The organism is Dongia sp. (assembly GCF_041906375.1).
Taxonomy (GTDB): domain Bacteria; phylum Pseudomonadota; class Alphaproteobacteria; order Dongiales; family Dongiaceae; genus Dongia.
This window is the reverse complement of record NZ_JAYRJJ010000008.1, coordinates 69,382-82,206: the sequence shown is the minus strand read 5'-3', so window position 1 is coordinate 82,206 and position 12,825 is coordinate 69,382. Positions and strand designations below refer to the sequence as shown.

Genomic DNA, 12,825 nt, shown 5'->3' with positions numbered 1-12,825 from the left:
CGTGGCCATATGACCGCTTGAGGTATGGGTCGCGCGCCCGCTGCGCGATCTGGTAAAAGGCGGTCATGAGCGCAGGCGATTCGCAAGGAAGCACGGAAAAGAAGGGCAAAACGGGGCGCACATGGCGCCGCCGGCTGACCCTTTTCACCCTCAAATGGGGCCTGGTGGCGTCGATCTGGGGCGGCTTTCTGGGCCTCATCTTCGTCGCCTGGTGCGCCTATGACCTGCCCGACGTCTCCAAGCTCAACGAGATCAAGCGCCGCGCCTCCGTCAGCCTGGTCGCCAGCGACGGCAGCCTCATCGCCTCCTATGGCGATCTCTATGGCAGCGCCGTGGCCCTCAAGGACCTGCCGGCCTATCTGCCGCAGGCGGTGATCGCCACCGAAGACCGGCGCTTCTACAGCCATTTCGGCCTCGACCTCAAAGGCCTGGCCCGCGCCGTCTATGTCAATCTCACGTCCGGCCGGCTGGTCCAGGGCGGCAGCACCATCTCGCAGCAGCTCGCCAAGAACATCTTTCTGACGCCCGAGCGCTCGATCCATCGCAAGGGCCAGGAAGTGCTCCTCGCCCTGTGGCTGGAACGGAATTTCACCAAGGACCAGATCCTTGAGCTTTATCTCAACCGCGTCTATTTCGGCGCCGGCACCTATGGCATAGACGCGGCGTCGCGCAAATATTTCGGCCATCCCGCGGCCGAGGCGAGCCTCTTTGAATCGGCCATGCTGGCCGGCATGCTCAAGGCCCCCTCGCGCTACAATCCGCTCAATGACAAGATCCTCGCCCGCGACCGCGCCACATTGGTACTGCAGAACATGGTCGCCTCCGACTTCATCAGCGCCGATGTGGCCGACGCCGCGGCCACCATGACGGCACCCTCGGTCAGTGCCGAGGCGCGCGGCCAGATCGGCCAGTTCTATGCCGATTGGGTGCTCGACCAGGTCTCGTCCTATGTCGGTTTCTCCGACCAGGATCTGGTGGTCGAGACGACACTCGATCCGCATCAGCAGCGCATCGCCGAAACGGATCTCGCCCGCACCATCGCCGAAATGGGGCCCAAGCAGAATGCAAGCCAGGCGGCCCTCGTCGCCATGACGCCGGACGGTGCCGTCAAAGCCATGGTGGGCGGCGTCTCCTATCGTGGCAGCCAGTTCAACCGCGCCACGCAGGCGCTGCGGCAGCCGGGTTCGGCCTTCAAGGCCTTCGTGTTCCTCGCGGCTTTCGAGGCGGGCTATGGGCCGGGCAGCATCTTCAACGACACGCCGATCCGCATCGGCAAGTGGCAGCCGGGCAATTACAACGACAAGTTCTATGGCGAGGTTAACTTGCGCGAAGCCTTCGCGCGCTCACTCAATTCCGTGGCCGTGCAGCTATCCGAGCAGGTCGGGCGCAAAAACGTCATCGCCGCTGCGCAGCGATTGGGCATCACCACGCCGGTGGGCAACGACGCCTCGATCGCCCTTGGCACCTCCGAGACGACGCTCCTTGAAATGACCACCGCCTATGCCGTCTTCGCCAATCAGGGGAAGGGTGTGTGGCCCTATGCTATCAGCCGGATCACCACGCGCGACGGCACGGTGCTTTATGAGCGCAGCGGCTCCGGTCCGGGCCGCGTCGCCTCCGGCAGCGCCGTTGCCGACATGCTCGACGTGATGGCCTCGGTGGTCGATTGGGGCACCGGCAAGAAGGCCAAGCTTGAGGGCTGGCCGGTCTATGGCAAGACCGGCACCAGCCAGAATTTCCGCGATGCCTGGTTCGTCGGGTTGACCGCTGATCTGGTGACCGGCATCTGGGTCGGCAACGACAATGGGGCGCCGATGGACAAGGTGACCGGCGGCTCGCTCCCCGTCGTCATCTGGCACGATTTCATGAGCGAGGCGCTGGCGGGATTTGCGCCCCGCGATGTTCCGCGCGGCGGCGGAGCGCTGGTCGCCAGTGCCGGCACACCCACCGAACTGACGCCGGAAGTCCCGGCCACCCCGGCGCCCGCCCCGCAGGAAGAGGAATCCGGCATCGGCTCGCTGCTCAGCACGATCCTCGGCGGTGGCGGCGATTCCGCCCCAAGTTCCACGAGCAATGCGGCGCAGACGGCCAAGACCAAGAAGAAGCCGATCCAGGATCAGCGCCAGGACCAGGGACGCGATTAGGCGGCAGCGTTTCCGGCCGGCCGCACCACCCACCAATAGCAGGCGATCTGCGCCACGCTTGTGGCGGCGATCATCACGGTCATCGGCAGCGGCGAGGGCGAACCGATGAAGCCCAGGATGGCGCCCACGCCTGCCGCCACCGCCATCTGCACGAAGCCGAGCAGGGCCGAAGCGGCACCCGCCGAACGCGGAAAGGGGCCGATGGCGCCGGCCTGTGCCGCCGGCATGGTCATGCCGACACCGGCCATATAGGGGAGGAGCGGCGCCAGCACGGTCCAGACCGAAGCCTCCATCAGCAGATTGACCGCCACCAGCGCCAGCGCGCTGACGAGGGCGATCAGCGAGCCGAGGCCCACCAGCTGCGGCGGCGCCATGCGTTTCGACAGTTTCCCGCCGCTGGTGGCACCGACGATATAGCCGATGACGAAGACACCGAAGCAGAAGCCGAAATATTTCGGCGGCACGCCAAGCACGTCGATGAAGACGAAACTGGAGCCGGAGATGAAGCAGAAGATCCCGCTGTAGCCGAAGGTCGCCGCCAGCACATAGCCGAAATATTCGCGGTGCCCGATCAGCGCGCCATAGATGCGGAACCAGGATAGCGGGTTGGCGGCGCTGAGGTCGCGCGTCTGGTTGGTCTCGCCGAGGATCGCAAAAACCGCGACCAGGCCGCCGGCACCATAAAGTGTCAGGGCCGCGAAGCAGGCGCGCCAGCCGAAGGCGTCGGTGAGAAACCCGCCGAGGATCGGTGCGATGGCCGGCGCCAGGGCCACGGCGGCGCTGAGATAGGAAAAGACCCGCGCCGCACCGCTGGCCCCCACCAGGTCGCGCACCATGGCGCGCGAAATGACCGGCCCGGCGCAGGCGCCCAGCGCCTGGACGAAGCGGAAGGCGACCAGCATGCCGATGCTGTCGGACAGCATGCACCCCAGGCTCGCCAGGGTGAAGATGACGATGCCGCCGGCCAGGACCGGGCGTCGCCCGAAGCGATCGGACAGCGGCCCATAGACCAGGATCGCCCCGGCAAAGCCCAGCAGATAGGCCGACAGCGTCGCCTGCGCACTCGCTTCCGCGACGCCGAAATATTTGGCCAGCACCGGCAAAGCCGGCAGATAGAAATCCGTCGACAGCGGCCCCATCGCCACCAGCGCCGTCAAGGTGATCAATGTGGTGCGGCTGATGGGGGTGGGCGCGGTCATGGCCGTTTATGCACTCGCTACCTGAGCTGTCATGCCCGGACTTGGCCCGGGCATCCACGACTTTCTTCGTGGCCTGCGCAAACTCGTGGATCCCCGCGCCAAGCGCGGGGATGACGATCGGAGGAGTGGCTCCACCTTCCTCACTGCACCGGCACGGCGCCGTGGAGGCCTTCGGGTTTGCCGGCAACGATGATGGTAAGCGCCTTGTCGTCGAGGAGGTCGCGGGCCACGCGTTTCACATCGTCGATGGTGACCGCGTCGATCTCCTTGCGGCGCCGTTCGATGTAGTCGATGCCCAGATCGTTCATCTGGATGCCGAGCAAGGTGTCGGCGGCCTTCGACGTGGTGGTGAGGTTGCGGGGGTAATAGCCCAGCAGATAGGTCCGCGCCGCCTCGATCTCCGCGGCGTCGGGGCCGCTCTCGGCCATGCGCCGCCACTCGGCGCGCAGCAGCTCCAGCGTCTCCTTGACCTTGGCATTGGGGGTCTCGAAGCTGCCGCTGAGGAAGCCCACATGGTCAAGCGTCACCAGATCGGTGTCGATGCCATAGGTGAGGCCGCGCTTCTCGCGCAGTTCCGTCATCAGGCGCGAAGAGAAGCCGCCGCCGCCCAGCACGTAATTCATCAGATAGACGGCGAAGAAATCCTTGTCGTCGCGCTTGACGCCGGGCTGCGCGAACAACACGGTGGCCTGCGGGATGTTGCGGGTGAGCACGGCAAGCGAACCCGATTTGGTGACGCTTGCTTCCGGCACTTCGACCGCTGCACCTTTGGCAGGCAGGCCCGCAAAAGCGCGGTCGACCAGCTTCCCCAGATCAGTCGCGTTGATGTCGCCGGCCGCAGCGACGTAAAGGTGATCGCGGGTCAGCCGGTCCTTGGTGAATTGCTGGAGATCGGCGGCGGTAAGCGCCGACATGGTTTCCTTGGTGCCGTAATTCGAACGCGCATAGGGATGCACACCCAGCAGCTTCCGTTCCAGGGCCCGGTAGGCCGCTGCACTGGGGTCGCGCTGCTCGCCTTCGATGGCGATGAGGAAATGGCGCCGCATGCGCTCGACCGGCTCCGCATCGAAGCGCGGCCGGGTGAGGGCGAGCGCCAGCAGATCGGCCGCCTGCTCCTTGTTGGCGGTCAGCGTGCGCAAGGATCCGTTGAAGCTGTCGGCGCTGGCGTTGAAGCCGTAATCGAGGCCGAGATCGGCAATACGTTGCTGGAAGGATTCGGAATCGAGCTCACCCGCCCCTTCGTCGAACAGGCCCGATGCCAGCTCGGCAACGCCTTCCTTGCCCTTGGGGTCGGTGGCGGTGCCACCCTTGAAGCCGAAGGCCAAGGAGACCACCGGCACGGTATGGTCCTCGATCAGCCAGACCTCGATGCCGGCGGGGCTCACCACTTTCTGGATGTCGGCCGCCGCCGCAAGACGCGGCAGCAGGATGACGACAAGAATGAACGCTGCTGCGCGGAAGGACTTCATCATCATGGCGTGGGTTCCGCGGCGTTGGCATCGGCATTGGCATCGGCATTGGCATCGGCGGGGGCTTCCGGCGTCAGGGTCGAGGTGACGCTGTTCTCCGGCACCAGCACGGCCTTGGCCGCTTTCATGACGTCGGCGGTCGTGACGGCCTCAATACGATCGGGCCAGGCCTGGATGTCCTCCATGGTCTCGCCGCCGGCCAGGGCCTCGGCCACCAGCAGCGCCGGGCCGTTGAGGCTGTCACGCGACTTCGCCGCGTCCATCAGCAGCCGCTTCTTGGCGTCGGCAAGTTCCTGCTCGGTGACGCCGTCCTTGAGCAGCTTGCCGATTTCCGCGTCGACCGCCTTTTCGGCTTTGTCGAGTTCGGCCGGGTTGCGCGGGCTCACATAGAAGGTGAAGCTGCCATAGTCACGCGGGTCGCCGTTATAGCTGGCGCCGGCGCTTAGTGCCACGCCATCGGTGATCACGAGCTGCTTATAGAGCCGGCCGACGGCACCGCCGCCCATCACTTCGGCAAGCAGGCTCAAGGCATAGGGTGCATTGTCGCCCTTTGTGAGCCCGGCCGTGCGATAGCTTTCGCTCACATAGCGGCGCCACATGGATGGATGCTCGACCTCGGGGCTGGAGAGCGCAAGGCGCCTTGCCGCTTCCGGCGGCGGTTCCTGCAGGCGAACGCGTTCGGGCAGGTCACGGGCGGAGAGGGGGCCGAAATTCTTCTCGGCCAGGGCCCGCACGGCCTCCGGCTCGACATCGCCCGCGACGATGAGGATGGCGTTGTTGGGCGCGTACCAGCGGCGATAGAAATTCAGCGCATCCTCGGTCGAATAGCTTTCCATCTCGTGCCGCCAGCCGATGATGGGCAGGCCATAGGGATGGTTCTGAAAGGTGGCGGCGTTCATCGCCTCGGCCAAGCGGCTGCCGGGATCGCTCTCCACCGTCTGCCCGCGCTCGTTGAGGATGACATCGCGCTCCGGCAGGACGACACTGTCGTCGAGCTGCAAATTGACCATGCGATCGGCTTCCGCCGCCATGATCGCCGGCAGATGCTCAGCGGCGAATTCCTGGTGATAGGCCGTCATGTCCTGGTTGGTGAAGGCATTGTCGGTCCCGCCCAGCCGGTCGACATCCTGGCTGAACTGGCCGGCCGCCATCTTCTTGGTGGCCTTGAACATCAGATGCTCAAGGAAATGGGCGACACCGTTCTTGGCCTTTTCGCCGTCGGCGGCGCCGACCTTGTAGACCACGACCTGGAACACCACCGGGGCGAGGTGGCGCGGCAGCACCACCACTTCCATCCCGTTCTTCAGGGTATAGGTCTTGGCCTCGAACAACTCGGCTTCGGCCGGCGACGCAGCGAGCAGGGCCAGTGAAAGACTAAGGGCCAGTGAAAGACTAAGGCCGGCGCAAATCGCAGCCGGCCTTATGCGGACATTCCATGAATGGGGCATCAGGCTCCTAGAACAGGCCTTCGAGCAGGCCTTTCTTTTTGCGTTCGATAATAGGTACGTCGCCCTGGGTCGGCGCGTTACCGAGGGCCGCATTTTCCTGCAGGCGCTTCTGTTCCTCGGTCGGGTCGACCACGGTGCCGTAGGGTTCGGGCTTGCGCCAGAAGACGATGCTGTCGATCAGCTGCTTGGAATCGGCCTCATCCTCGCTGGTCTCGGCATCGACCACCTGGCGGATATTGGGATCGACGCCGGCCATGCCGACCGATTGCAGCAACGAGGCTTCGCCGGCCGACTGGGCGCTGGAGGCTTCGCCAACGCCGATTTCCGGCAGTTTGGAGGGGACGCCACCCGCACCCGGATAGCCGAAGACGACCTGCTGCGCTTGGTCGCGCGCGGTGCCTTCCTGTGGCCGGGGCGAACCGGGCGCCGGCGGGCGCAGATTGTAATCCGGCGGCATGGACAAGGGCGCGTTGGAGACGACCTCGAACTCGTCCGGCGAGCGCTTGGTCAGGCCCAGCGCTTCCTTGGTGGTGTTGGAGCAGCCACCGGACAAGGCGGGCAGGGCCATCAGGCCAAGGACGGTCACGATGAATTTAGCGCGCATGGTTTAGGGAGCCTCCGATCCGGCGCTATTTTTACCCTTATCCGTCGACTGAAACAAGGCGTCGAACAACAGGAGAACAACGCCGACGGTAATAGCGGAATCAGCGAGGTTGAAGGCCGGCCAATGCCAGGAATCGGGCGAGGCTCCGACGTAAAAGTCTATGAAATCAAACACCGCCCCGAATCTCAGGCGGTCGATCACATTGCCCAGCGCCCCGCCGATGATGAGGCCGACCGCATAGCCAGGCAGGCGGGCGGTGAGCCGCCCCAGCCAGACGAGCAGGCCGATGCTGACCGCGATGGCCAGTCCCGACAGCAGCCAGGGCCCGGTCCCGCGCAGCATGCTGAACGAGACGCCGGTATTCCAGGCCATCACCAGGTTGAGGCCCATGTTCCCGATGGGCAGCACCTCGATGACCCGCGGCGGATTCATGATTTCGACCATCACCAGCCATTTGGTGAACTGGTCGGCGACGATGATAAGGCCGGCGAGGATGACGGCATTGCGGAAGAGGGCCGCGGATGCGATGCGCATGGCTCAGGCCCCCGCGGCGGAAATCATCGGTTGCAAAGGCCCCCTCACCCTGACCCTCTCCCGCGAGGGGATAGGGAAGGTGTGCGGACTGGCAACAATGCCCCTCTCCCCTCGCGAGAGAGGGGCTGGAGTGAGGGGGGAAGCTGCCGCAAATCTCGTCAGCATCATCACGCCGCCCCAACCGCATCGGCGCAGCGGTGGCATAGGGTGGGGTGCGCCTTCACCTCGCCCACTTCCGGCAGCACCTGCCAGCAGCGTTCGCATTTCTCGCCGCTTGCCAACTCGACCACCACGGCAACCCCCGCCACATCGTTCTGCGTGAAGGCGCCTGCCGGCGCCGGCTCGCCCAGCAGCTGGATATGGGAGGTGATGGCGATCTCGGCAAGGTCGAGACCTTTGAGCTCCACCTGACGCTCAGGTGACAGATAGACCTTGGGTTTTGCCTGCAGGCTGGCGCCGATCTTCTTCTCGGCGCGCGCCAGTTCCAGGGCACCCGTGACGACACGGCGGATGTCGCGGATCTTGCTCCATTTCGCCGCCAGTTCCCCATCCTTCCAGGATTGCGGCAGGGTCGGGAGGGTGCGCAGATGCACGCTTTCCTCGCCTTCCTTGAACGGGCGTGCCCGCCAGGCTTCTTCCGCCGTGAAGCACAGAATCGGCGCCAGCCAGGCGGTGAGGCAGGAGAACACTTCATAGAGCACCGTGCGCGTGGCGCGGCGGCGGTTGGAATCCGGCCGGTCGCAATAGAGCGCGTCCTTGCGGATGTCGAAATAGAAGGCGGAAAGATCGACCGCGCAGAAATTGTGCAGCTCGGTGAAAAGGCCGTGGAAATCATAGCTCTCGGCCGTCTCGCGCACGCGGGCATCGAGTTCGCTCAAGCGATGCAGCACCCAGCGATCGAGCTCCGGCATCTCCTTGGCATCGAGCCGTTCGGCTTCCGTCCAGCCGTCGAGCGCCCCCAGCACATAGCGGAAGGTATTACGCAGGCGCCGGTAATGGTCGGCCATGAATTTCAGGATTTCGTTGCCGATGCGCAGATCGTCCGAATAATCCGAGGCGGTGACCCACAGGCGCAGGATGTCGGCGCCGTATTGCTCCATGACCTTCTGCGGGGCCACCACATTGCCCAGCGATTTCGACATCTTGCGGCCCTGCTCGTCGAGCACGAAGCCATGGGTGAGGACACCCTTATAGGGTGCCTTGCCCCGCGTGCCGACGCTTTCCAGCAGCGAGGAATGGAACCAGCCTCTGTGCTGGTCCGACCCTTCCAGATAGAGATCGGCGGGACTGGTCATGTCCCAGCTCGGGTCGGCGCGGGTCGCTTCCTCCAGCACGAAGGCATGGGTCGAACCCGAATCGAACCAGACGTCGACCACGTCCTTGATCTGCTCGTAATCGTCCGGATTGTAATCATTGCCGAGGAAGCGCGAGGCATCGCTGGAATACCAGGCATCGGCGCCTTCCTGCATGAACGCCGCGACGATGCGGTCCATCACCTTCTGGTCCTTGAGCAACGCCCCGGTCTTCTTCTCGACGAAGACGGCGATCGGCACGCCCCAGGCGCGCTGGCGGCTGATGCACCAATCCGGCCGGTTCTCGATCATCGAATAGAGCCGGTTGCGGCCCGCCTCCGGCACGAAGCGCGTCTTCTGGATCTCCGAGAGCGCGATCTTGCGCAGATCGTTCTTCTCCATCGAGATGAACCATTGCGGCGTGTTGCGGAAGATGATCGGCGCCTTGGAGCGCCAGGAATGCGGATAGGAATGTGTGATCTGCGCGCGCGCCACCAGCATGCCGCGCTCAGCGAGGGCCGCGATGACCGAATCATCGGCATCGCCCTTCTTGCCGTACTGGTTCATCACGCGCTTGCCGGCAAAAAGCGGCACATGGTCGTAATAGGCGCCGTCGGGACCCACCGTCTGCGGCACCTCGATACCGTTGGCCTGGCCCAGCTCATAGTCGTCGGCACCGTGGCCGGGGGCGATATGCACGAAGCCGGTGCCCGCCTCGGTCGAGACGAAATCGCCGGCGTATGGCCGCACCTCGAAATCATAGCCCGATCCATGGAACGGGTGATGTGTCACCGTGCCGGCAAGGCTCTCGCCCTTGCCCGACCAGAACACCTTCGAGCCCGTGATCGCGGCCTTCTCCTCGAACGCCGCTTTCAGATCCTGCGCGACGACAAGCTTGTCGCCGGGCTTCACATGGGCGCCGTCACCCACGGCCGTCACCTCGAGGCCGACATAGTCGATCTCCTTGCCGAAGGCGATGGCGCGGTTCCCTGGAATGGTCCAGGGCGTCGTCGTCCAGATGACGATGGCAGCGCCCTTCAAGCCCTCGGGGCCTTGTCGGACCGGGAACTTCACCCAGATCGTGTTGCTGACATGGTCGTGATATTCGACCTCCGCTTCGGCGAGCGCGGTCTTTTCGACGACCGACCACATGACCGGCTTCGAGCCGCGGAACAAGCCGCCATTCATCAGGAACTTGCCGATCTCGCGCGCGATCTGCGCCTCGGCCGCATAGGCCATGGTGGTGTAGGGGTGGTCCCAATCGCCGGCAACCCCTAAGCGCTTGAACTCCTCGCGCTGCACGTCGATCCATTTGGCTGCGAACTCGCGGCACTGGCGGCGGAACTCGTTGATCTCCACCTCGTCCTTGTTCTTGCCGGCCTTCCTGTACTGTTCCTCGATCATCCATTCGATGGGCAGGCCATGGCAGTCCCAGCCGGGGACGTAATGCGCGTCCTTCCCCAGCATCTGCTGCGAGCGGTTGATGACGTCTTTGAGGATCTTGTTGAGCGCGTGGCCGATATGGATGTTGCCGTTGGCATAAGGCGGGCCGTCATGCAGCACGAATTTCGCCTTGCCCTGGCTGGCTTTCCGGAGCTTGCCGTAAAGATCGCCCGTGGCCCAGCTCTCCAGGATCGCCGGTTCCTTCTTGGGCAGATCGCCGCGCATGGGAAAGTCGGTCTTCGGCAGGAAGACGGTGTTCTTGTAATCGGGTTTCGTCGCGTCGGCGCTCATGGTGTCTTTACGTCCACTGTCAAAATGTCGTTAGGCGCGCTTCTGCGCGCTGCCTGGATGCCCGCCGGGTTGCGGGCCATGGTAATCGGCCAGGCGCTGCCTGGCTTCCTTGCTGTCGGCGGCGATCTGCGCTTTCAAGGCATCGAGCCCGTCGAACTTCATTTCCGGCCGGATGAAGTCGATAAGCGCAACGCGCAGATGCTTGCCATAGAGATCGTCGGAGAAATCGAAGAGATGCACTTCGAACTGCACGCGCGTGCCGCCCACGGTCGGCCGCCGGCCCAGATTGGCGACACCTTTGATCCATCCATCCGCTGGGGCGTTGTCGTCGATCGCCATTACCGCATAGACGCCGAGCTTGGGCTCCAGGAATTCGCCGAGCGCGATGTTGGCGGTGGGAAAGCCCAACTGCCGCCCGCGCGCATCGCCATGCTCGACGCGGCCTTCGATCTCCCAGGGCCGGCCCAGAGTGGCGGCGGCGTTCTTCGGATCGCCCGCCTGCAGCAACTCGCGCACCAGGGTCGACGAATAGGCCGGCCCATCACCCTTCTTCGCCGCAGCGACCGAGGTGACGCCGAAACCGTGCCGCCCGCCGAATTCGGTCAGCAACGCGGCGTTACCGGCGCGGCCCTTGCCGAAGCAGAAATCATAGCCCACCACGACATGCGCGATGTGAAAGCCGCCGACCAGGATCTCGGTGACGAAATTCTCGGCGCTTCGCGCCATCATGTCCGCATCGAAGGTGAGCTCGAACAGGAAGTCGACACCCAGCGCCTGCAGATGCCGCGTCTTGATGCGGAACGGCGTCAGGCGAAAGGCCGGGTCATCGGGGCGGAAGAATGAACGCGGATGCGGCTCGAAGGTCAGCACCGCCAGCGGCGCATTGCGCGAATGCGCGATCTCGGCCGCCTGGCGGATTACCGCCTGGTGTCCCAGATGCACGCCATCGAAATTCCCCAGCGCCACCACGGCGCCCTGCGCCTCGAACGGCACATCCTCGAGATGTCGGATCAGTCGCATGAAGATGGCTGGGGCAAGACACCCCCCTCTCTAACTCTCCCCCTCAAGGGGGGAGGGGACCGCAACGAGGTAGGGTGCGGCAACGAGTCTACACTTACTCCCTCCCCCCTTGAGGGGGAGGGCCGGGGAGGGGGGTAATGACTGATGATCATCGACATCACTGCACTCAAACTCACTTCGGCCGCTTCGGCACCAGCAGCATGGCTTCGCCTTCCAGCACCACCGTGTCGCCCACCGTGGCGATGGTGGAGAAGGTGGCGCGGCCCTTTTCCTTGTCGACGGCCGTCGCGGTGCAGCGCGTCAGCACCGTGTCGCCGATGCGGACCGGTGCCTTGAACTTCAGGCTCTGCGACAGGTAGATGCAGCCCGGCCCCGGCAACTTGGTGCCGAAGACGGCCGAGATGAAGCCCGCGGTCAGCATGCCATGGGCGATGCGGCCCTTGAACATGCTGGGCTTGGCGAAATCCTCGTCGAGATGCACCGGGTTGGTGTCGCCGGAAAGCCCCGCGAACAGGACGATATCGGTCTCCGTCACCGTCTTTGAAAAGACCGCCGACATGCCCGTATCGATTTCATCGACATATTTGCCGCGCAATTCTTCCGCGTAGGCGACGCTCATTTTCCACCTGTTCCAGGAGATCGGGCGCGCGTTGCTTGTCACAGCATCGCACCGCACAAAGTGCGCGGCACTATAGCGACCGCCCCCACCCGCCTCAAGAACAGGCGGCGCAAGATTATGAGCATCAAATCTGTTGCCTCGCCCGATTACCGCTCCTAAATTGCAATCGGTTACCCGAGGAACCTGCCCCTTTGAGCGAAACGCAACGATCCGGCTGCCCCATCAACCTGACGCTCGAGGCATTGGGCGATCGCTGGTCGCTGATCGTCATCCGCGACATGATGTTCGGCAACCGCCGCCATTTCCGCGAACTCCTCACCCATTCCGAGGAAGGCATCGCCTCCAACATTCTCGCCGACCGGCTGAAGCGCCTCACCGAGAACGGCTTCCTCACCCGCGCCGACGATCCCAGCCATAAGCAGAAGGCGATCTATTCCCTGACCGAACAGGCGATCCAGCTGGTGCCGCTGCTGGCTGAAATGGGAGCCTGGGGCCGCCGGCACCTCCCCGCCACCAGGACCCTCTCCGTCCGCGCCGAGATCCTGGAAAATGGCGGCCGCCCGCTCTGGAACGCGTTCATGGACGAACTGCGCGAGAGTCATCTGGGCACCCCGCGCCCCTCGACCGGCCCCAAAGCCAGCGACCAGATGCGCGACGCCTATCTGGCGGCGCTGAAGGAAGAGGGTGAGACCCACTAGGCCTCACTCCAATAAACACCGTCATGCCCGGGCTTGACCCGGGCATCAGCCTGCAACTGAAGGT

General features: G+C 64.4%; 10 protein-coding genes. 2 read left to right on the top strand and 8 right to left on the bottom strand.

What is annotated here, in order from left to right:
* The first annotated feature begins 65 nt into the window (after positions 1 to 65).
* The gene (locus ACE3OA_RS19695; RefSeq protein ID WP_374313973.1) at positions 66 to 2,144 is read left to right on the top strand and encodes a transglycosylase domain-containing protein; all 2,079 of its coding nucleotides are present in this window, start codon (positions 66 to 68) and stop codon (positions 2,142 to 2,144) included.
* Here the strand turns inward: ACE3OA_RS19695 and ACE3OA_RS19690 are convergent.
* The 8 genes from ACE3OA_RS19690 to ACE3OA_RS19655 form a co-directional block, all read right to left on the bottom strand.
* Positions 2,141 to 3,343, bottom strand: a complete 1,203-nt coding sequence (locus ACE3OA_RS19690; protein WP_374313971.1) for a multidrug effflux MFS transporter — start codon at positions 3,341 to 3,343, stop codon at positions 2,141 to 2,143. The genes ACE3OA_RS19695 and ACE3OA_RS19690 overlap by 4 nt on opposite strands.
* Positions 3,344 to 3,483: 140 nt before the next feature.
* Positions 3,484 to 4,818 (bottom strand): M16 family metallopeptidase, encoded by a 1,335-nt coding sequence (locus ACE3OA_RS19685; protein WP_374313969.1) that lies wholly within the window; start codon positions 4,816 to 4,818, stop codon positions 3,484 to 3,486.
* Positions 4,815 to 6,260: a M16 family metallopeptidase gene (locus ACE3OA_RS19680; protein ID WP_374313967.1), complete on the bottom strand. Its 1,446-nt coding sequence runs from the start codon at positions 6,258 to 6,260 to the stop codon at positions 4,815 to 4,817. The genes ACE3OA_RS19685 and ACE3OA_RS19680 overlap by 4 nt, the downstream gene beginning before the upstream one ends.
* Before the next feature lie 7 nt (positions 6,261 to 6,267).
* Complete coding sequence (locus tag ACE3OA_RS19675; protein ID WP_374313965.1) at positions 6,268 to 6,864, bottom strand: DUF3035 domain-containing protein; 597 nt, start codon at positions 6,862 to 6,864, stop codon at positions 6,268 to 6,270.
* 3 nt (positions 6,865 to 6,867) lie between these two features.
* Positions 6,868 to 7,398: a signal peptidase II gene (gene lspA / locus ACE3OA_RS19670; RefSeq protein WP_374313963.1), complete on the bottom strand. Its 531-nt coding sequence runs from the start codon at positions 7,396 to 7,398 to the stop codon at positions 6,868 to 6,870.
* 167 nt (positions 7,399 to 7,565) lie between these two features.
* Positions 7,566 to 10,424 carry an isoleucine--tRNA ligase gene (gene ileS, locus ACE3OA_RS19665; protein WP_374313962.1) on the bottom strand — a complete coding sequence of 953 codons (2,859 nt, stop codon included), beginning with the start codon at positions 10,422 to 10,424 and terminating at the stop codon, positions 7,566 to 7,568.
* A gap of 30 nt (positions 10,425 to 10,454) precedes the next feature.
* The gene (locus ACE3OA_RS19660) at positions 10,455 to 11,444 is read right to left on the bottom strand and encodes a bifunctional riboflavin kinase/FAD synthetase (protein ID WP_374313960.1); all 990 of its coding nucleotides are present in this window, start codon (positions 11,442 to 11,444) and stop codon (positions 10,455 to 10,457) included.
* Between the two features lie 172 nt (positions 11,445 to 11,616).
* A complete protein-coding gene (locus ACE3OA_RS19655) occupies positions 11,617 to 12,063 on the bottom strand; it encodes a MaoC family dehydratase (RefSeq protein ID WP_374313958.1) in 447 nt (148 codons plus the stop codon).
* A gap of 191 nt (positions 12,064 to 12,254) precedes the next feature.
* On the opposite strand from ACE3OA_RS19655, the gene ACE3OA_RS19650 reads away from it, so the two are divergent.
* Positions 12,255 to 12,761: a winged helix-turn-helix transcriptional regulator gene (locus ACE3OA_RS19650; protein WP_374313956.1), complete on the top strand. Its 507-nt coding sequence runs from the start codon at positions 12,255 to 12,257 to the stop codon at positions 12,759 to 12,761.
* The last annotated feature ends 64 nt before the right edge of the window (positions 12,762 to 12,825 follow it).